The 17,939-nt window shown below is 62.9% G+C and carries 21 protein-coding genes; 10 read left to right on the top strand and 11 right to left on the bottom strand.

Annotated features, from left to right (window positions below):
• Positions 1 to 139: 139 nt before the first annotated feature.
• The 4 genes from OA2633_RS13550 to OA2633_RS13535 all read left to right on the top strand — a co-directional run bounded on the left by OA2633_RS13550 (position 140) and on the right by OA2633_RS13535 (position 2,176).
• The gene (locus OA2633_RS13550) at positions 140 to 622 is read left to right on the top strand and encodes a GNAT family N-acetyltransferase (RefSeq protein ID WP_009803138.1); all 483 of its coding nucleotides are present in this window, start codon (positions 140 to 142) and stop codon (positions 620 to 622) included.
• Complete coding sequence (locus OA2633_RS13545; RefSeq protein WP_009803137.1) at positions 612 to 1,193, top strand: GNAT family N-acetyltransferase; 582 nt, start codon at positions 612 to 614, stop codon at positions 1,191 to 1,193. The genes OA2633_RS13550 and OA2633_RS13545 overlap by 11 nt, the downstream gene beginning before the upstream one ends.
• A gap of 52 nt (positions 1,194 to 1,245) precedes the next feature.
• Positions 1,246 to 1,920, top strand: coding sequence for a hypothetical protein (locus tag OA2633_RS13540; protein WP_009803136.1), 675 nt, complete (start codon positions 1,246 to 1,248; stop codon positions 1,918 to 1,920).
• A 61-nt stretch (positions 1,921 to 1,981) separates the two neighbouring features.
• Entirely contained in the window at positions 1,982 to 2,176 is a 195-nt protein-coding gene (locus tag OA2633_RS13535) for a hypothetical protein (protein WP_009803135.1), read from the top strand.
• Here the strand turns inward: OA2633_RS13535 and tadA are convergent.
• Entirely contained in the window at positions 2,173 to 2,658 is a 486-nt protein-coding gene (gene tadA, locus OA2633_RS13530; RefSeq protein WP_206740542.1) for a tRNA adenosine(34) deaminase TadA, read from the bottom strand. The genes OA2633_RS13535 and tadA overlap by 4 nt on opposite strands.
• Positions 2,659 to 2,705: 47 nt before the next feature.
• On the opposite strand from tadA, the gene OA2633_RS13525 reads away from it, so the two are divergent.
• Both OA2633_RS13525 and rsmD read left to right on the top strand, forming a co-directional pair.
• On the top strand, positions 2,706 to 3,770 hold the full coding sequence (locus tag OA2633_RS13525; protein WP_009803133.1) for a pseudouridine synthase: 1,065 nt from the start codon (positions 2,706 to 2,708) through the stop codon (positions 3,768 to 3,770).
• Positions 3,745 to 4,308: a 16S rRNA (guanine(966)-N(2))-methyltransferase RsmD gene (gene rsmD / locus OA2633_RS13520; RefSeq protein WP_009803132.1), complete on the top strand. Its 564-nt coding sequence runs from the start codon at positions 3,745 to 3,747 to the stop codon at positions 4,306 to 4,308. Before OA2633_RS13525 ends, rsmD begins: the two co-directional genes overlap by 26 nt.
• A gap of 154 nt (positions 4,309 to 4,462) precedes the next feature.
• On the opposite strand, the gene OA2633_RS13515 is transcribed toward rsmD, so the two are convergent.
• Positions 4,463 to 5,395 (bottom strand): bifunctional riboflavin kinase/FAD synthetase, encoded by a 933-nt coding sequence (locus OA2633_RS13515; RefSeq protein WP_009803131.1) that lies wholly within the window; start codon positions 5,393 to 5,395, stop codon positions 4,463 to 4,465.
• 3 nt (positions 5,396 to 5,398) lie between these two features.
• Entirely contained in the window at positions 5,399 to 5,839 is a 441-nt protein-coding gene (locus OA2633_RS13510; RefSeq protein ID WP_009803130.1) for a MaoC family dehydratase, read from the bottom strand.
• 138 nt (positions 5,840 to 5,977) lie between these two features.
• Between OA2633_RS13510 and OA2633_RS13505 the strand changes: the two genes are divergently transcribed.
• Together OA2633_RS13505 and OA2633_RS13500 are read left to right on the top strand one after the other, a co-directional pair.
• A complete protein-coding gene (locus OA2633_RS13505; RefSeq protein WP_009803129.1) occupies positions 5,978 to 6,364 on the top strand; it encodes a response regulator in 387 nt (128 codons plus the stop codon).
• A 93-nt stretch (positions 6,365 to 6,457) separates the two neighbouring features.
• Positions 6,458 to 7,126 carry a protein phosphatase CheZ gene (locus OA2633_RS13500; RefSeq protein ID WP_009803128.1) on the top strand — a complete coding sequence of 223 codons (669 nt, stop codon included), beginning with the start codon at positions 6,458 to 6,460 and terminating at the stop codon, positions 7,124 to 7,126.
• Between the two features lie 267 nt (positions 7,127 to 7,393).
• Here the strand turns inward: OA2633_RS13500 and panD are convergent, their stop codons facing one another.
• From panD to OA2633_RS13490, 3 genes are all read right to left on the bottom strand, one after another.
• The gene (panD, locus tag OA2633_RS13495) at positions 7,394 to 7,780 is read right to left on the bottom strand and encodes an aspartate 1-decarboxylase (RefSeq protein ID WP_009803127.1); all 387 of its coding nucleotides are present in this window, start codon (positions 7,778 to 7,780) and stop codon (positions 7,394 to 7,396) included.
• 271 nt (positions 7,781 to 8,051) lie between these two features.
• Positions 8,052 to 8,813, bottom strand: coding sequence for a hypothetical protein (locus OA2633_RS16195; RefSeq protein WP_156776263.1), 762 nt, complete (start codon positions 8,811 to 8,813; stop codon positions 8,052 to 8,054).
• A 1,013-nt stretch (positions 8,814 to 9,826) separates the two neighbouring features.
• Positions 9,827 to 10,123: an aspartate decarboxylase gene (locus tag OA2633_RS13490; protein WP_009803125.1), complete on the bottom strand. Its 297-nt coding sequence runs from the start codon at positions 10,121 to 10,123 to the stop codon at positions 9,827 to 9,829.
• 222 nt (positions 10,124 to 10,345) lie between these two features.
• Between OA2633_RS13490 and OA2633_RS13485 the strand changes: the two genes are divergently transcribed.
• The gene (locus OA2633_RS13485; protein WP_162010998.1) at positions 10,346 to 11,284 is read left to right on the top strand and encodes a DUF4349 domain-containing protein; all 939 of its coding nucleotides are present in this window, start codon (positions 10,346 to 10,348) and stop codon (positions 11,282 to 11,284) included.
• Here the strand turns inward: OA2633_RS13485 and OA2633_RS13480 are convergent.
• The gene (locus OA2633_RS13480; protein ID WP_009803123.1) at positions 11,281 to 11,703 is read right to left on the bottom strand and encodes a secondary thiamine-phosphate synthase enzyme YjbQ; all 423 of its coding nucleotides are present in this window, start codon (positions 11,701 to 11,703) and stop codon (positions 11,281 to 11,283) included. The two genes, OA2633_RS13485 and OA2633_RS13480, sit on opposite strands and share 4 nt — an antisense overlap.
• Before the next feature lie 95 nt (positions 11,704 to 11,798).
• Here OA2633_RS13480 and OA2633_RS13475 point away from each other — a divergent pair, with 95 nt between their 5' ends.
• Complete coding sequence (locus OA2633_RS13475; RefSeq protein ID WP_009803122.1) at positions 11,799 to 12,647, top strand: methyltransferase domain-containing protein; 849 nt, start codon at positions 11,799 to 11,801, stop codon at positions 12,645 to 12,647.
• A 4-nt stretch (positions 12,648 to 12,651) separates the two neighbouring features.
• Here the strand turns inward: OA2633_RS13475 and OA2633_RS13470 are convergent, their stop codons facing one another.
• The 4 genes from OA2633_RS13470 to rpoD all read right to left on the bottom strand — a co-directional run bounded on the left by OA2633_RS13470 (position 12,652) and on the right by rpoD (position 17,882).
• On the bottom strand, positions 12,652 to 13,764 hold the full coding sequence (locus OA2633_RS13470; RefSeq protein WP_009803121.1) for a serine hydrolase: 1,113 nt from the start codon (positions 13,762 to 13,764) through the stop codon (positions 12,652 to 12,654).
• Between the two features lie 78 nt (positions 13,765 to 13,842).
• Positions 13,843 to 14,301, bottom strand: coding sequence for a GNAT family N-acetyltransferase (locus OA2633_RS13465; protein WP_009803120.1), 459 nt, complete (start codon positions 14,299 to 14,301; stop codon positions 13,843 to 13,845).
• Between the two features lie 33 nt (positions 14,302 to 14,334).
• A complete protein-coding gene (locus OA2633_RS13460) occupies positions 14,335 to 15,705 on the bottom strand; it encodes a mechanosensitive ion channel domain-containing protein (protein ID WP_009803119.1) in 1,371 nt (456 codons plus the stop codon).
• 140 nt (positions 15,706 to 15,845) lie between these two features.
• Positions 15,846 to 17,882 (bottom strand): RNA polymerase sigma factor RpoD, encoded by a 2,037-nt coding sequence (gene rpoD / locus OA2633_RS13455; RefSeq protein ID WP_009803118.1) that lies wholly within the window; start codon positions 17,880 to 17,882, stop codon positions 15,846 to 15,848.
• Positions 17,883 to 17,939: the final 57 nt, after the last annotated feature.

Genomic DNA, 17,939 nt, shown 5'->3' with positions numbered 1-17,939 from the left:
CCGACGATCAGTTCTTAAGAGCTTATCTAATTATGGACATGTCGGCGCAGAAATCCAGCCTTAAAACCCTGCGTCACAATGGCGCCTGCGGAGTGTCGTGCTAGCATGTGCAGCAATTTCAAGGGTGAAAGGCCCCGTCATGTCCTCCATTCTGATTGCACCGGACGACCCCGCCCGCGATGACATAACCGCGCTTCTTGAAGTTCACGCCGCCTTCGCGCTCGAAGAATCCCCGCCCGACACCTGTCATTTTCTCGACGTGGCGGGCCTGAAGACGCCCGACATCACCTTCTGGAGCGCGCGTGACGGCGAGACCCTGCTGGGCGTTGTCGCCCTGAAGGCGCTCGATGACCGCTCTGGCGAGGTCAAGTCCATGCATGTGGCCGAGGCCGCACGCGGCAAGGGGGCCGGGCGGGCCCTGATGGCGCATCTGATCGATGAAGCGCGCAGCCGCGGCTATCGCTCGCTCTGGCTGGAAACCGGCAATACAGCCGGGTTCGAGGCGGCGCTGGCCCTCTACGCCCGGCTGGGCTTTTCTGAATGCCCGCCCTTTGGCGGCTATCAGGCGAGTGACTTCAATGTCTTCATGACGCTTGACCTGGAGGCGGACAATGCTGCTTGAGCCTGAACTGCTTGAGAACGCTCATGTGCGCCTTGAACCGCTCAAGGAAAGCCATCGCGAGGCGTTGCGCCCGCTGGCACAGGATGAAGAGATCTGGGCGCTGACCACCAAACGCGGCGACGGCGTCTGGTTTGATCCCTGGTTCGACATGATGCTGAAGGGTCAGGAGAGCCGGACCCAGATCAGCCATGCGGTCTGGTCCAGGGCGACGGGCTCCTATGCCGGCCACACCGCCTTCCTGCAGATAGACCGCGACAATCAGCGCGTGGAAATCGGCTGGACCTGGTATGGCGCGGCCTGGCGTGGCGGGGTCACCAACCCGGCCTGCAAGGCGCTGTTGCTCGATCAGGCCTTCTCCGGCGGCGCGGAACGGGTGGAGCTCAAGACCCATCACCTCAATGAGCGCAGCCAGGCCGCCATGCTCAAGCTGGGCGCGATCCGGGAAGGCGCGCTGCGCAGTCATACCCGCACCTGGCGCGGGGATCGGCGGGATACTGTCTTCTTCTCCATCCTGCCTGAAGAATGGCCGGGCGTTCAGGCCGGGCTCGACCTGCGGCTCGCAGGCGCTTGAGTTTCCGCCCCAACAGGCGAGTATGAGCGGGCAGTTTACAGGGGACGACATCATGCTTCGCACGGCTCTGGCGCTTGCCGCACTCGGCGCTTACTCCACCTCCGCCCTCGCCCAGAGCGAGCCGTCCAGCGCCTACGTGCAGATCGACGCCTGCCCCAGCTATCAGCTCGAAGGCGAGCCGGTCTGGGAAAGCGCCTGCCCCGGCTATGAAAACTGGAGCGTGTTCTTCCGCGCCAGCGAGCATGGCAGCGGGATTTCCTACGCCTTCAACGGCAGCGAGCGCACCGATTTCTATCGTCCGCCGGCCCAGCTTCTGTTCGGCAATTTCCACAATACGATCGAATGGCGCATGGATGCCGAGGGCGTCTACGCCACCATCCATCGCTATATCAGCGAGGGGCCGAACATGGATGCGGACCCCAACGAAACGGAGGAGCCCGCAGGCGAGCCCCCCATGCAGCGCCAGGACCTTCTGCTGATCACGGCGCTCACCCCGGACGATTACCAGACCGTCGCCTGCCCGCTCTATGTGGTGGACGCCAGCACCATCAGCGACGCCAACAACGCCGCCCGCATCCTGGCGGACACCTTCGCGCCCGGCCATCAATGCGATGACAGAGAGCCCTATGCCTTCATCGCCATGGACGAGATCTACGCCACAGTGGAGGCCTTCGACATGCAGCAGGAAGAGGCCGGTCAGGCCACGCCGCCCAAGTCCAAGCCTTGACCCGCTCCCCCTCCGTCCCGACATGGTCTGAAGGCCGGTCGGGGGACAGGAGCAAGACATCATGATGATTATTCAGGTCCGCGAACGCGGGGGATGCTTCGGCAGCGGCTGTCTGGGCGTTGTCGCGCTCGCAGGCTGGATCACCGCCGTGGTCCGCGACGCCATGATGGTCAAATGGCTGTGGCTGATCTTCGACCTGGTGCTCGCCCCGCTGGGCGCCCTGCGCGGCTTCATGATGTGGTTTGGCTGGGCCTAGCCCTTCGCCTTGCGCCGCGCTCGGAAGAAGGCTTTCAGCATCTCACTGGCTTCATCGGCCAGCACGCCGCCCTGAACCTCGGGACGCCAATGACAGGTGGGCTGTGCAAAGAATTGCGGACCATGATCGACCGCCCCGCCCTTGGGGTCGGATGCCCCATAGATCACCTTGCCGATGCGGGCATGGCTGATCGCGCCCGCGCACATAGCGCAGGGCTCGAGCGTGACATAGAGTTCCAGCCCGGTCAGACGGTAATTGCCGAGTTTCTGCGCGGCGAGACGCAGGGCGCGGATCTCGGCATGGCCGGTGGGATCGCAGTCTGAAATCGGGGCATTGCCCGCCTCGGCGATGATGTTATCCGTCTGCGGATCGACAATGACCGCGCCCACGGGCGTCTCGCCCGCGGCAGCGGCGGCTTGCGCAAGACCCAGTGCTCGCCGCATAAAGCCGGTTTCACGATCCTGCTCGGGCGTCGGTTTCATCGTCGTCATGAGCGGGCCTTACCTCTGGCCTGGAGCGCTGGCAAGTTTTGACCGACACCCCGTCTACCCCCGACACGCCTGAAGAAGAGGGCGGAGAACGCATCGCCAAGGTTCTGGCCCATGCCGGGATTGCGTCGCGGCGCGAGGCCGAACGGCTGATCGAGAAGGGCCGGGTCAGCGTCAATGGCGAGATCCTGCGCACCCCCGCCTTCAAGGTCATGGCGGGCGATGATGTGCGCGTGGACGGCGAGAGCATTGGCCAGCGCCCGCCGACGCGTGTCTGGCGCTACCACAAGCCGGTGGGCCTTCTGACCACGCACAGCGACCCTCAGGGCCGGGACACGGTGTTCCAGACCCTGCCCCAGGATATGGGCCGGGTGATCTCGGTCGGGCGGCTCGACCTCAATTCCGAGGGCCTCTTGCTGCTCACCAATGACGGCGAGCTGGCAAGGGTGCTCGAACTGCCCTCCACCGGCTGGACGCGCCGCTATCGCGTGCGCGCCTATGGCAATGCGTCCGACAAGGCGCTGGCCGAGCTGGAAAACGGCACGGTGGTGGACGGCGTGGTCTATGGCCCCGTCGAAGTCACCGTCGATCGCCGCACCGGCGCGAATGTCTGGCTGACCGTGGGCATCAAGGAAGGCAAGAACCGCGAGGTCAGGAAGGTGCTGCAAAGCGTCGGTCTGACCGTGAACCGGCTGATGCGGGTCGCCTATGGCCCCTTCCAGCTCGGCTCGCTCAAGCGCGGGGAAATCTCTGAAAGCAAGCTCAGCGTCCTGCGCGACCAGCTGGGCAAGCTCTACCCGCTCGACACCGACGGCCTGCCGCTCAAGCCCGGCGAGACCGCCAAGCCCGACACCCGCACCGGCACGGCGAAAGCCAAGCCCAAGGCGAACCGTCCGCATCAGAAATCCGGCGGCAAGCCCAGGGCGGGTCTCGACGCGGACTCCATCATGCCCGCGGGCGGCAAGTCCAAAACCGCCAAGGGCTGGGCGAAAGCCAAACCCAAGGCCAACGAGAAACCCAAATCCTCCAAACGCTCTGACCCCAAGGGCTCGGGCGGCAAGGCTTCCAAAGGCAAATCAGATGCGGATCGTCGCCGGCGCTCATAAGGGCCGCGCCATCACCGCCCCCAAGGGCGACAAGACCCGGCCCACCACCGACCGCGTGCGCGAAAGCGTCTTCAACAAGCTCACCCACGCCGCCTGGGGCGTGGAGCTTGAGGGCTTGCGCGTGATGGATCTGTTCGCCGGCTCGGGCGCTCTGGGCCTGGAAGCGATCAGCCGCGGCGCGAGCTTTGCCCTGTTTGTGGAGACCGATCCCGCCGCCCGCGGCGCCATCCGCACCAATGTGGACAGCCTGCAGCTCTTTGGCTGCACCAAGCTGCACCGGCGCAGCGCCACCGATCTCGGCCCAAAGCCCGCCAATATGGGCACGCCCTTTGATCTGGTGTTCCTCGATCCGCCCTACGCGCAAGGGCTGGGCGACACCGCCCTCGCCCGCCTGGTGGAGGGCGCGTGGGTGAAGGACGACGCCATCGCCGTGCTGGAAGAGCGCAAGGGCGTGGAGGTCAGTGCGACAGGCTGGGAGCTTCTGGACACGCTGGAAGCGGGCGACACAATGGTGCGCTTCTTCAAGCGGGCGGCTTAGGTCCTCGCTCTCTCTCTCCCGTGTCATCCCGGCCTTGAGCCGGGATCTGCCAGCTTCATTTCTGTGATCAGAACAGAGCGGTTCCGGTAGATCCCGGATCGCTGCGCGTCCGGGATGACACGGGAGAGAGAGAGGCAGAGAGAGGCCTCTTTTCCTAAACCCCCAGCATCTGCCGCGCCGTGGCGCTGTCCGCCGCGATCTGCGCCTTCAACGCATCCAGCCCGTCAAACTTCTGCTCAGGGCGGATGAAGTCGATCAGCTCGACCTCCAGCACCTGGCCATAGAGATCACCGCTGAAATCAAACAGGTGCGCCTCGAGCCTAGCCTCGGTCCCGTTCACAGTCGGGCGGGAGCCCAGATTGGCGACGCCGGGGACAGTCCGCCCTGACGGCAGATGCGCGCGCACGGCATAGACGCCGAATTTCGGCCGCAGATACTCCCCCAGCGCAATATTCGCTGTCGGAAAGCCCAGGAGGCGCCCGCGCTGATCGCCCTGGGACACTTCGCCTTCGATGGCGAAGGGACGATCGAGCAGCGCCGCCGCGGTCTTCACATCGCCCTCACGCAGGGCGTTGCGCACATTGGTCGAGGAAATCTTGCCCGAGGCGTCCTCAAGATTGACCGCATCGGCGATCTTCACCGCCACGCCATATCGTTCGCCCAGCGTCTTGAGCGCCTCGGCGTCGCCCGCCCGGTCCTTGCCGAAACAGAAATCCGCGCCCGTCACCACGCCCTTCAGGCCCAGCCCGTCCGCCAGCACGTCGCGGACAAAGACCTCCGGCGTCATCGCCGCCATGTCCCTTGAAAACGGGATGTGAAACACGGCTTCCGCGCCGGCCGCCTTCAGGGCGCGCACGCGCTGGCTGTCGCTCATCAACAGGAAGGGCGGCGCGTCGGGGGCGAACACCTGGCGCGGATGCGGGGCGAACACCGCCGCCGCACACGGGGCGTCGAGGCTTTTTGCGAAGGCGCAGGCGGTCTCGATCACGGCCCTGTGGCCGCGATGCACGCCGTCAAAATTGCCCAGCGCCGCCACACAGCCGCGCGACAGCTCGGGCAGGTCGGAATAGCCGTGATAGACCGCCACGCCTTACGCCGTGCTCTTGCGGCGCTTGCGAACGATGACTTCAGCGTCGGCTTCCATGCAGGTCTGGCCCTCCACCTCGCACACGCAGGCGAGTTTCACGCGCCGCGCCTTGACGTCAACGTCTGTGACCGTGGCGCGCGCAATGACGGTATCGCCGATCCGGACGGGACGTTCAAACCGCATGGTCATGCCGGCGAACACCGCGCCAGGCCCCGGCAGATGATTGCCCAGCACGCAGGAAATGAAGCTCGCCACCAGCGCGCCATGGGCGATCCGCCCGCGGAAGGGCGAGCGCGCGGCATAGGCCTCGTCCATGTGCAGCGGGTTGAAATCGCCCGACACCTCGGCGAACTGCCGCACCGTGTTCTCATCGACCAGCCGGGTGATCTCAGCGGTTTGACCCACTTCCAGTTCGGTGATGCCGAAGCCTTCAAATTCACTCATGGTGTAACCGCCTTTCCTGTTGCGGCGCGTGTTTAACCGAATTTTGACCGCGCTTGTCTACAGTCTCGTTCGTACGGAGCCCTTAAAGTGGAGCTTTTAAGGGGTCCTTATGGTCGTTAATTGGATGGAGGAAGGGTCATGGCGGTCGAAATGACGATGCCGATCCTGGTGGTGGACGATTACAAAACCATGGTTCGCATTATCAAGAACCTGCTCAAGCAGATCGGGTTCGAGAATGTGGACGAGGCTTCGGACGGGACCGAAGCGTTCGAGAAGATGAAGAAGAAGAAATATGGTCTGGTCATCTCTGACTGGAACATGGAGCCGATGACCGGTTACGAGCTGCTGCAGAAAGTGCGGGCAGACGAATCGACCAAGGCGACCCCCTTCATCATGGTCACGGCGGAATCCAAGACCGAGAACGTGATCGCGGCGAAAAAGGCGGGTGTGAACAATTACATCGTCAAGCCGTTCAACGCCGGCACGCTGAAAGCCAAGATGACCGCCGTCATCGGCGAGTTCTAGGCCGGGAGAGCCCGCGCCGCCCCTATGGCTAACGGCTCATTAGGGACGGTCCGATGTAATTCCCGCAAGGGCTGGATTGAAAGGAAGACCGACATGCCTGCCGCAGAAGTCGCCGCACGCGTACGCCAGTCTCTGGAGTCGGTAAAGGTTTCCGATCTCGAAAACGTGCAGCTGATCGAGGTGTTGCGCATGGCGCAGCAGCTCACCGACACCATGCAGATGTTTTTCGGGTCGCTGGACAAGTCGATCCACGCCGAATTCAACTCCATCGCCGAGTACATCGCGAAAACCCGTGATGAAATCGCCCATCTGCGCCCCAACGACATCCGCGAATCCCGGCTTCCGGGCGCGGGCGCCGAACTGGAAGCGCTGATCGCCGACACCGAACGGGCGACCGAGACCATCATGAGCGAGGCTGAAGCGCTCATGATCAGCGAGACCGACGATCTGGACGCCTACAAGATGGAAGTCAGCGACGCGATGACGAAGATCATCGAGGCGTGCTCCTTCCAGGACCTCACCGGTCAGCGCGTGTCCAAGGTGGTCAGCTCGCTCAAGCATATCGAGGAGCGCGTGGCCCGCTTCGCTCAGACCATGGGCGTGAACGACGCCGAAGCCACGGCCAACGAGAAGGCCGAGGAAGAACGCAAGGCCAAGCTCCACCTCAACGGTCCCGCCATTGGCGGCCCGGAGACGGACCAGACCAATGTGGACGACCTGCTGGCGATGGATCAGGACGCGATCGACGCCCTGTTCGACTAGGAGCTTTTCCAACAAAAGTGGGAACCGGTTTTGTGGTTCGGAAAAGCGACCAGAGACATCAGAGCTTTTCCAACAAAAGTGGGAACCGGTTTTGTGGTTCGGAAAAGCGACCAGAAACAGACCTTCATGCACTCCCCCTGAGCGCATGCAAAACGCCCCGCCGGATCCCGGCGGGGCGTTTTACTTTTGATATAACGAGGCAGGCGCTTTTTCAGTAAAAGTGGGGACCGGTTTTACCGTTCGAAAAAGCGCCCCGCAAAAAACCGCCTAAGCTGCATCCAGCTTGCGGCCCGAGCCTTCCTCGACGCTGACCACGTCATTGTTCTCATCGAGCAGCACGACCGTGGGGACGAACTGGCGCGCTTCTTCCGCCGCCATGCCCGCATAGCCCACCACGATGATGCGGTCGCCCGGCTGCGCCAGGCGCGCTGCGGCGCCATTGATCCCGAACATCTTCGAGCCGCGCGGGGCCGAGATGGCGTAGGTCGTGAAGCGCTGGCCATTGTTGATGTTCAGGACATCCACCTGCTCATTGACCAGTATGCCCGCCGCATCCAGCAGGTCCTGGTCGATGGAGATGGAGCCTTCATAGTGAAGGTCCGCCTGCGTCACCGCCGCGCGGTGAAGCTTGGTCTTCATCATGGTGAGTTGCATTCCGCCCTCGTCATGAACATGAGTGTGCTGCAGTGCGATATACTCCATCGCGCCGGAAAAAACACCCGTTTCGCACTGACATATTTGTCATGTGGGGATTAAGGGGGTGTTTGGGTAGGGGGTGGCTTTGGGGGGCCTTGGTTGCTCTATCCCGGAAGCGGACATTTCAGGAGGCATATTGAGGTTGAAATTCATGCCTTCGATAGCCTCTGGCAAATTGCTCAATGAGCCTCCCAGAAATGTTTGTTTTCGGACGCTGTCTCTATTCGTCCTAGCGCACCTCGCGAGCGGAATATTCTTCGTGAAAATCTTCAAGAAGCACATCCCAGCGCTCACGCATCGCTTCGGCGCGCTTCATCAAATGATTAGACCACGTATTATCAAATTCAGCATAGGGAACGCTTGCCTTGCAAATATCTCTGAGGCGCAAACTAACCGCACAAATATTCTCGAACTGAAACTCTAAATCGAACGGAGTGCAATTTGACCCTACAACTTGGTCGCAAGCAGACTCAATAGCCCCGCATAACTCGGTTGTTTGCGCCAGCAGGAAAGAATATTCCGGCGCTATCGCCAAGGCTCCAAGATGCTGTGTCGCGATGGAGCGGCCTTCTTTTTTTGTCCAATCAGCCGAGTTTCCCAAGTCCCACCAGTTATAAGGCAGCGAACCATCTGACTTGCCTGAGTGAGCACGTAACGCGACTTCAAATTCTTCAACAACGTTTAGCGTCCAATGCAAATGGTGAACGATATCATCAGTCACCAAATGCGTTGCCTTCTCCCACTTTTTCCTCTCTCTGCGTGCAGACAACCAATCCAACAGCGTCACGATAAGAGAAACTTCAAGGGCGATCCCGAAGAACTCGGTAATTACGTTCGGGACGAATTCCTGCGGCGCCACAACGGACGCTACAAACCACCCGACAATTGAGACTGCGCCAACTATCAAGCCGATAAAGTAAATACGGTCAGCGCTTCCTACTATTCCTGTCCAACGAGAGGACAAGTGACCCTGTTCGTGCCCGTCACTCATGAACGCGATTGCTCCCTCTACTTATCGGTCGGATAGATATGAATCGCGACGACCACATCTCAATTATAGACAAGATGGGGCCGGAATTTCGACAGTCGCCATCGCGTTAAGGAAAAGCAAGTACAGCTGACACCTGACTGCAAATTCTCGCGTTACACAAGCCGCACTCGCGGCGTCACTCACGCGCCACGCCTCAGCCCAAGCAACTGAAATATTGTGATTAAAATAATAAGGGCCTGACGGCGGGACTTATAATCACTTATTTCCGCTCCTTCGCCATCCCGGACGCGAAGCGATCCGGGATCTACCGAAACCACTCTGTTCTGATCACAGAGACGCCTTCAGCAGATCCCGGCTCAAGGCCGGGATGACCGGTGGGACTGTTGGAAAGCGTGCCCCCAGCCTCTCGGCCTTCGGGCTTGACCCGGAGGCCCATGCGGCGGCTCGGCTAGGTATGGGTCCCCGGATCAAGTCCGAGGACCGAGGTATTATTCTCTTCCCCGGTGAAGACCGGGGTCCAGCGCCGGATGCGCAACGCTGGATGGTCTCCGGGTCCCGGCCTTCGTCAGGATGACGATCTCTAAAGGCTCAATCCTGTCATCCCCCGCTTCATGCGGGGGATCCATGCCGGTTGGTTGGATCAAAGGTCACGGCATGGATTCACCGGATATACCGGTGAATGACGGGGGTATGTGAGTGAAACCCCGGCCAAGCGCAGCGCAGAGCCGGGGCCTCGTGCAAAACAGGGCGCTTCAAGCGGAGGGAGGTCCCGGGTCATCGCTTTGCTCGCCCAGGAATTCAGCTCTCAAGTTTTAACTCATCCCCCTCCCCCGCAACCGCGCCTAGACTCCGCCCGGTTCTTTCTCAGGGTTGGTAGGTAAAGGCGAGGCGGCGCGACTCCGGTATCGGAGTCGCGCGAGTCCTGAGAGCCCGGATGAGAGCCGAATGGTAGTCGTCGTAGGAGGAGTCACCCCCATGCGACTCGCACGGGGGATAAGTCCGCGCGGTCGGGCTTATTTGGGGTGTTTGCCGCGCCAGGCTTCCATGGACAGGGAGATGGCGAAGGTTTCGCGGTATTTCGGGCTGCCGGCGGGGCGCGGCGGCTGTTCGCGGGTCAATTCCATGATCTCGGCGAGCTTGTTGTGCGCGGCGCCCGCTTGCCCCGCGCCGATATAGGCGTGCAGCTCGACCAGGGCGTTGGCCAGCGGGTCATCGGCGCGGATGACGAAATAGGGTTCGTCCTCGGCAAGATCCGGCAGGCAGTCATACTGGCTGGGATTGGCTTTCGAGCCGAGCGGGGCGGTGGTCATGGCGAGCTCCTTGGCAGGCGGGGCGCGAATCGGAGGATCGCGCTTTGGCGAAGACTAGCAAACTGGGGCGCGGACGCATCGCCCAACTGAAGCGGCAAGCTGCGCCCCTTCGCCTCGGGGCGGACAGGGCCGCGCCTCAAAATCGCCTCACGCGCTTCAAGACTGGTTCAGGTTCGCCCTGCGCATGATAGGGTGAAACCGGGCCAATATGAGGGGATGACCATGTGGCGTGAAGCGGGATTACTAATGGCCGCAAGCCTTGTTCTGACAGGCTGTGGCGAAGAGGCGAACCGGCCCGTCTCGGGCGGCGCCTCCACCGAATACGCGATCCGGGAGGCCGCCCCTGAACCGGCGCCGCCGCCCCCCGCCGCCCGGATGCGCGCCAGCGCGGACGAGATCACGGTCTCGGGCAGCCGGGTCCAGCGCCCTGACGGCGCTACGGAGGCGGCTCAAGGGCCGCTGCTGGCCTATACCTACCAGACCAGCCTCGAGCTGCCCGCCGACATTCTGGGCGGCGCCCATGCCGCCCATGTGGAGGCCTGCCAGAACGCCGGGCCCGCCACCTGTCAGGTGATCCGCGCCCAGGTCAACAATGCGGACGGGCCGCGCCCCAGCGCCTATCTGCAATTGCGCGCCGCGCCGGACTGGATCGTCGAATTCCGCGCCGGGCTTGAAACCGAGGCCGAAGAGCTGGGCGGCCAGGTGCTGTCCGACCAGACCTCGGTCGAGGATCTGACCACGCGCATTGTCGACACCGCCGCCCGCGTTCAGGCCCAGACCACCCTGCGCGACCGGCTGCAGCAGCTGCTGGAAACCCGTGACGGGGATCTGTCTGACCTCTTGGCCGTCGAGCGGGAACTGGCGAATGTGCAGGCTGATCTTGATGCGCAGGCCAGCGTCCTCGCCGCCCTGCGCCAGCGCGTGGACACCTCCCTGCTGACGCTGAACTACCAGGCCGAGCGCCAGGTGGTGGAGCCCGAAACCTTCAACCCGATCGGTCGCGCGTTCAAGGAGATGGGCGATGTCTTCGCCGAATCTGTGGCCAGCCTGATCCTGTTCCTCGCCGGCGCCCTGCCCTGGCTGGTGATCGCGGTGCCGGTGATCTCCGGCGTCATCATCGGCTTCCGCCGCCTGCTGCGCCGGAAGAAAGCCGCCGGCTAGACCGACAGGTGCAGCACCATCTGCCGGACATGCGGCCGGTCGCGATGCTCGAACAGGTAGAGCCCCTGCCAGGTTCCGAGCATCAACCGGCCGCCGCTGACCGGCACGCCCACCGAAGACGCGGTCAGGGCGGACTTGATATGGGCGGGCATGTCGTCAGGCCCCTCGGTGGTGTGGCTCAGCCAGCTCATGGACGGCTCGTCAGACCGCGGAACCAGACGCGAGAAGAATGCCTGCAGATCGCGCTGAACATCCGGGTCCGCGTTCTCCTGGATCACCACCGGTGCCGAGGTATGGCGCACGAAACAGGTCAGAAGCGCTTCGTCTGCGCCGGACGCCGCCACAAAGCGCTGCGCCTCGCGCGTGAATTCGTAAAGCCCCGGCCCGCGGGTCTCGATCTCAAGCGTGTGCTGAGCCATACGTGCAGCCTCTCTTCGGTTTCACCATTCCGTGTATCGACCGACCGCCTGAAATCTGAAACAGTCCGGCCGCACACAGACAATCGAGGGTCATCATGCGCGATCAGGTTCGGGATTATTACGGCGATGTGCTGCAGTCGAGCGGCGATCTGAAATCGGACGCCTGCTGCGAGATCTCCACCCCGGAACCGCATATCCTCGAGGCTCTGACACACATCCACCCCGAGGTCGCCAGCAAGTATTATGGCTGCGGTCTGATCGCCCCCGAAGGCCTTGCGGGAAAACGCATTCTCGATCTGGGCTGCGGCACGGGCCGGGACGTGTTCCTGCTGGCCCAGCTTGTGGGCGAGACCGGCGAGGTCGTCGGCGTCGACATGACCGACAATCAGCTCAAGGTCGCGCTTGAGCATGAAGCCTGGCACGCCGAGCGCTTCGGCTACGCCAAGCCCAACACCCGCTTCCTCAAGGGCTATATCGAGGAGCTCGATCAGCTCGATCTCGAACCGTCGAGCTTTGATCTCGTGATCTCCAATTGCGTGATCAACCTCTCCACCGACAAACCTGCCGTGTTTAACGGCGTTCGCCATCTGCTGAAGCCCGATGGCGTGATGCATTTCGCCGATGTCTATGCCGAGCGCGAAGTGCCCGCCGAGCTGCGCACAGACCCGATCCTGTACGGAGAATGCCTGGCGGGCGCGCTGGCCTGGACCGACTTCCTTACCATCACCAGGGAGAGCGGTTTTGAGGCGCCCGATCTCGTCGATCACCGCCCGCTGGCGATCACCGATGAGGCGCTGATCGCGAAGCTCGACGGCCTCAAATTCGTCTCCGCCACCGTCGAGCTGCGTCCGGCTGGCGCCAGCAGCGCCTGCTGCAAGACAACCGGCAATCCGTTCGAGCTCCCCTCCCCGCACGCGCCGTCCAGCGGCACGTGCTGCGGCTAGAGCGCTAGCGCCAGCAGGTCAGACCGTTTTCGGGCACGTCCATCCCGGCGGCATGGCCCGCCGCCCAGGCGATGGCCATGGGGGAAACCAACCCTTCCCCATCCTCGCGATTGGTCAGCACGATCACCGACTGCCCCGACGTCATGTCGCGCACATAGGCCGTGCCCGAATAGCCGGCATGGCTGGTGATCTGATGGCCGTTGACGTCGTGGCTCCACCAGCCGCGGGCATAGCCCCAGCGCTCGCAGCTATCGCCTGCATCAAAGGCGCGCTGGATTTCGGCGGCCTGCACGATCACGTCAGGATCAAGCACCTGCGGATCATCCAGCTCCGCCTCCCAGATCATGAGATCCTGAAGCGAGGAGGTGACGCCGAAATGCGACGTCAGGCCGAACTGCCAGACCCGGCGATTGCGCGCCAGCTCACCCTCATAAACGCCATAGCCTTCCGCGCGATGGGGCACGATGGCGGACTGATCGAGCATGCGTGTCTGGCTCATGCCCAGCGGCGCCCAGAAACGCTGACGCAGGGCGGCTTCAAAAGACTGGCGTGTCACCTCTTCGATCACGAGTCCGAGCAGGAAATAGCCCTGATCCGAATAGCCCCAATCGGTCCCCGGTTCCGATTCCATCGGGGTCGACCTGGCAGACGCCAGCATGTCCTCGGTGCTGTAGGCGATCTGGAACTCACCGTCGGGCCGCGCCTCAAATCGATGCGCCAGCCCGGCCATATGGCTCAGGAGCTGATTGATCGTGATGGCGGACCAGGCCTCCGGCGTGTCTTCGACATAGCGCGAAAGCGGATCATCGAGCGACAGATGCCCCTCCTCAGCCAGGCTGAGCACCATCAGCGCCGTCATATGCTTGGTCAATGAGGCCAGCTCGAACACGCTGTCAGCGCGAGCGGGCGCGGCGTGCTCAAGGCTCGCAAAGCCATATTCGCCCACATGCACGGGGGCGCCCTGATCGAGCACCGCCACCACAACGGCTGGAAACCGCCCCGCCTCCATGATCGGCGCGACGGCGTCGTCCACAGCGTCCAGATGCGGCGTCGCCCGCTCCTGCGCGGTAGCCGGCAGAGCCGTCAGCGTAAGCATGATCAAAGCGGTTTTGAGCATGAATCCCCCAGTCGCGCTCAGCGTATCGGGTAATCGCCCCACGCCCAAATGACAGTCCATCAAGGTCTGAAAACCTGTTCAGAGCCCGTTGAGCTCCCAGCGGCGCACAGGCTTGGCGTAACCGCCCGAGCTTTCATAGAGCGCCTCGGCGGCCTCGGTTTCAGAACTGGTCCACATCAGGAAGGTCGCCGGGCTCTCGCGCACATCCTCGACGACGGCTTCAAACAGGGCACGCCCGGCGCCCTCGCCGCGACCGGCCTTGCCCACGCAAACCTCGGCCAGCCAGGCGCCGGCGCCGCCATGTCCGCTGTCGTAATAGGCATGCCACACCGCATAGCCAATGGGTTCGCCATCAGCCGGCACGGCCACCAGCACATGAAAGCTCGCATCCTGACCGAACAGCGTGCTCTTGATGTTTTCTGGTGTGCAGTGCTCGGTGGAGTCCCCCACCACCTCATTGAGTTCTCGCGACAGACGGGCGATGGCCGCTGCATCCTTGGGGCGCGCGGCGCGGACGGTCAGGTCTGACTGGCTCATGGTATCTCCTGTATTGGGACGGGATAGGCCCGGTTATTCGCTGGGCGCGTCCTCTGAAAGCAGGTCGCCCGACTTGACCTCTCGACGCTCTTCCTCGACGCGCTCGGCCAGCGAGGTGTCCGGCGCCACGTCCGTAGCGTCTGCAAGCTCGGGTTTTGCCGGCGCTGAGGGCGGCTTCGCCGTCCTCGCGGGCGTTTTTACTGACGGGGACGCCGCCGGTAGGGCGCCGCTATCAATGCGCAGGCGATAGGTGGGGTCTGGCAAGGTGAAGCCCGCCGCGTCGAGCGCCGCTTTCACGGTCGCGATCGCGACCGAGCGCGACTTCATGAAGTCGGACTGTGTCTGGTCGATCCAGCCGGCGAAGAACAGGTTGATCGTGGAATCCCCCACCTCGCGAATGCCCGCGGACGGGTCGGGTTCGGTCATCACGAAAGTCAGTGATTTCAGCGCGCCCAACCCCGTCTCAATCGCCGACAACGGATCGTCTTCGGGGTCCACGCCCAGCACAAAGTCAAAACGGCGTTCGGGGTTGCGGGTGTAGTTGAGAATGACCGCCTTGAACACCAGGGCATTGGGAAGGCGCAGATGATTGCCTTCAAGCGTCATGAGGACGGTTGCGCGGGAGGTCAGCCGGATCACCCGCCCCTCCTGGCCGTCGATGACCACATGGTCATTGGGGCGGAAAGGCTGGCGCACCGACAGCATGATCGAGGCGATATAGTTCTCGATGGTGTCCTTGACGGCGAAGCCCACAGCGAGACCGATCACGCCCGCCGCCCCCAACAGCGCGCCCAGGAACGCCGTGGCGTCCAGCAGGTTCAGGGCCGAGACCAATCCGAACACCACAAACAGACCAAACACCGTCGAGCCCACAAGCTCGGCGACGAAGCGATTGGGCGTCAGAACGCGCCACAGTCCATCCCAGCGGCTCAGCAGCCAGCCCAGAAGACTCAACGCCATGAACACCAGCACCGCGAGCGCCAGGAGCGGCAGCACGCGCACCAGGTCCTGCACCGTCGTTTCCAGCTCGCCCACGGCCGGCGCGACGCGTGTGGCGACAGAGACGTCCCGGCCGATCCGGTTCTCCACCGTCACCACGCCTTCAACGCGCAGCGCCAGCGTCTCCGCGCGGTTGGCCGCATCCGCGGTCACGGTCTGCCCGGTCAGGGTGACGACCCCGGCCTCAACGGTGATCTCGACCGCGGACAGGGTATCGATCTCGTCAAAAATAGTCGCGATGCGTTGGGCGATGGCGGCGTCCGACGGCGCGTCGGTCTCAAGCGCGATCTCGCCGCCAGCTGGCTCGTCTTCTGTTTGCGCGAATGCAGGCGCTGAACACAGCGCCAAGGCGCTCGCCAGAAGGATCAACAGGGCGAGAGGGCGAAACAGGGTCAGTAGATTCATCCGGCAAGCCTTGCGCAGAGCGCAGGAAAAGGAAAGGCGCTTGCAGACCCAACGCCCCGCCGCGGCGTTGGTTGCGCCCCAACAGCAAAAAGCCACGCTGTCACCAGCGGGGCTTTTCGTGTTGACCTGTCGCCAGCGCTCTAGCTGTCGAGGAAGGAGCGCAGCTTGCGGCTGCGGCTCGGGTGCTTGAGCTTTCTGAGGGCCTTGGCTTCGATCTGGCGGATCCGCTCGCGGGTCACCGAGAACTGCTGGCCCACTTCCTCAAGGGTGTGGTCGGTATTCATGCCGATGCCGAAGCGCATGCGCAGCACGCGTTCTTCACGCGGAGTGAGCGAGGCGAGCACCAAAGTGGTGGTTTCACGCAGGTTGGAGTGGATCGCCGCATCGATGGGCAGAACCGCGTTCTTGTCCTCGATGAAATCGCCCAGATGGCTGTCTTCCTCGTCCCCGATCGGGGTTTCGAGGGAGATCGGCTCCTTGGCGATCTTCATCACCTTGCGCACTTTCTCAAGCGGCATGGAGAGCTTTTCCGCCAGCTCTTCCGGGGTCGGCTCGCGACCGATCTCGTGGAGCATCTGACGGCTGGTGCGCACGATCTTGTTGATCGTCTCGATCATGTGCACCGGAATACGGATGGTGCGCGCCTGGTCGGCGATCGAGCGGGTGATCGCCTGACGGATCCACCAGGTGGCGTAGGTGGAGAACTTGTAGCCGCGGCGATATTCGAACTTATCGACCGCCTTCATCAGGCCGATATTGCCTTCCTGGATCAGGTCGAGGAATTGCAGGCCGCGATTGGTGTATTTCTTGGCGATGGAGATCACCAGGCGCAGGTTGGCCTCCACCATTTCCTTCTTGGCCACGCGGGCTTCACGCGCGCCTTTCTGGACGGTGGCGACGATGCGCCGGTAATCGTCGATCGGCACGCCGGATTCCTGAGCCAGGGTCGCGATCTGCTCACGCAGCTCGCCCGCCTCTTTCTCCTCGCGCTCGACAAACCGGCCCCACGCCTTGGACTTGCCGGCCATATCCTTGAGCCAGTTGGGATCAAGCTCGTGGCCCTGATAGGATTTGAGGAAGTCGGTGCGCGGCACGCCATGGGCTTCGGCCATGCGCAGCAGCTTGCCTTCCAAGCCCATCAGTTTCTTGTTGATGGCGTCGAGCTGTTCGACCAGCGCCTCGATCCGGGCGTTGTTCAGGTGCAGCGAATTCAGATTCGCCACGATCCGCTCGAACACGTCGTCATAGGCGGCCTGATCCTTGTCGCTCAGATGCTTGCCGGACAGACGCGAGGACACCAGACGGTCCTGAAGCTGGCGGAAGACGTCGAAATCGGTGGCGATGGCGTCGAGGGTCTCCATGACCCCGTCGCGCAGCTCGGCCTCCATGGCGGCGAGAGACATGTTCGCGCCGTCATCCTCGTCGTCGCCGTCCTCGTCGCTCTCACCCTCGGACTTCTCGCCATCCTCGCTGTCAGAAGACTCATCATCGGACTTGGCCTCGGCGTCATCCGCCTTCGCCTCGTCGCCTTCGCCCTCTTCCTCATCGTCAGAGACCGCGGTGGCGTCTTCACGCACGCCGCCATAGGTGGCGTCGAGGTCGATGATGTCGCGCAGAAGGACCTGGCCTTCCTGCAGCTCGTCGCGCCAGACCATGATGGCTTCAAAGGTCAGCGGGCTTTCGCACAGCCCGCGGATCATCGCGTTGCGGCCGGCCTCGATGCGCTTGGCGATGGCGATCTCGCCTTCGCGAGAGAGCAATTCGACCGAGCCCATCTCGCGCAGATACATGCGCACCGGGTCGTCGGTGCGGTCCTGCGCAGACGTGGTGTTCTGGCCCGCGGCGACTTCGCTCTTGGCCTTCTTGGCGACGGCCGTGGACTTTTCTTCGTCCTCGTCGTCCTCCTCGTCGTCAGAGCTGGAGGCCTCGTTGTCCACATCCTCTTCGGAATCCACGACCGTGATCCCCATCTCGGAGAGCTGGGCGAGAATGTCCTCGATCTGCTCGGAGCTGAATTCCTCGCTCGGCAGGACCTTGTTCAGCTCGTCATGGGTGACGTAACCGCGCTTCTTGGCGGTCTTGATCATCGCTTTGACGGTCTGATCGGTCAGATCGAGCAGCGGCCCGTCCTGATTTTCAGAGGTCGCTTCGGCGTTTTCAGCGGCGGCTTTGCTCATTCGGTGATCGTGCTCCCGGAGGATTTCATGGCTGCGCGCACATAAGGGCGGCGAGGT

Origin of the sequence: Oceanicaulis sp. HTCC2633 (assembly GCF_000152745.1) — a bacterium.
In the GTDB taxonomy this organism is placed as follows: domain Bacteria; phylum Pseudomonadota; class Alphaproteobacteria; order Caulobacterales; family Maricaulaceae; genus Oceanicaulis.
This window is presented reverse-complemented; position numbering and strand designations above follow the sequence as displayed.

Bases quoted from the DNA above. Each gene is read 5' to 3' on its own strand.
- OA2633_RS13550 (WP_009803138.1), top strand. From the start codon at position 140: ATGTCCTCCATTCTGATTGCACCGGACGACCCCGCCCGCGATGACATA.
- OA2633_RS13545 (WP_009803137.1), top strand. From the start codon at position 612: ATGCTGCTTGAGCCTGAACTGCTTGAGAACGCTCATGTGCGCCTTGAA.
- OA2633_RS13540 (WP_009803136.1), top strand. From the start codon at position 1,246: ATGCTTCGCACGGCTCTGGCGCTTGCCGCACTCGGCGCTTACTCCACC.
- OA2633_RS13535 (WP_009803135.1), top strand. From the start codon at position 1,982: ATGATGATTATTCAGGTCCGCGAACGCGGGGGATGCTTCGGCAGCGGC.
- tadA (WP_206740542.1), bottom strand. From the start codon at position 2,658: ATGAAACCGACGCCCGAGCAGGATCGTGAAACCGGCTTTATGCGGCGA.
- rsmD (WP_009803132.1), top strand. From the start codon at position 3,745: ATGCGGATCGTCGCCGGCGCTCATAAGGGCCGCGCCATCACCGCCCCC.
- OA2633_RS13510 (WP_009803130.1), bottom strand. From the start codon at position 5,839: ATGAGTGAATTTGAAGGCTTCGGCATCACCGAACTGGAAGTGGGTCAA.
- OA2633_RS13505 (WP_009803129.1), top strand. From the start codon at position 5,978: ATGGCGGTCGAAATGACGATGCCGATCCTGGTGGTGGACGATTACAAA.
- OA2633_RS13500 (WP_009803128.1), top strand. From the start codon at position 6,458: ATGCCTGCCGCAGAAGTCGCCGCACGCGTACGCCAGTCTCTGGAGTCG.
- panD (WP_009803127.1), bottom strand. From the start codon at position 7,780: ATGCAACTCACCATGATGAAGACCAAGCTTCACCGCGCGGCGGTGACG.
- OA2633_RS16195 (WP_156776263.1), bottom strand. From the start codon at position 8,813: ATGAGTGACGGGCACGAACAGGGTCACTTGTCCTCTCGTTGGACAGGA.
- OA2633_RS13490 (WP_009803125.1), bottom strand. From the start codon at position 10,123: ATGACCACCGCCCCGCTCGGCTCGAAAGCCAATCCCAGCCAGTATGAC.
- OA2633_RS13485 (WP_162010998.1), top strand. From the start codon at position 10,346: ATGTGGCGTGAAGCGGGATTACTAATGGCCGCAAGCCTTGTTCTGACA.
- OA2633_RS13480 (WP_009803123.1), bottom strand. From the start codon at position 11,703: ATGGCTCAGCACACGCTTGAGATCGAGACCCGCGGGCCGGGGCTTTAC.
- OA2633_RS13475 (WP_009803122.1), top strand. From the start codon at position 11,799: ATGCGCGATCAGGTTCGGGATTATTACGGCGATGTGCTGCAGTCGAGC.
- OA2633_RS13470 (WP_009803121.1), bottom strand. From the start codon at position 13,764: ATGCTCAAAACCGCTTTGATCATGCTTACGCTGACGGCTCTGCCGGCT.
- OA2633_RS13465 (WP_009803120.1), bottom strand. From the start codon at position 14,301: ATGAGCCAGTCAGACCTGACCGTCCGCGCCGCGCGCCCCAAGGATGCA.
- OA2633_RS13460 (WP_009803119.1), bottom strand. From the start codon at position 15,705: ATGAATCTACTGACCCTGTTTCGCCCTCTCGCCCTGTTGATCCTTCTG.
- rpoD (WP_009803118.1), bottom strand. From the start codon at position 17,882: ATGAGCAAAGCCGCCGCTGAAAACGCCGAAGCGACCTCTGAAAATCAG.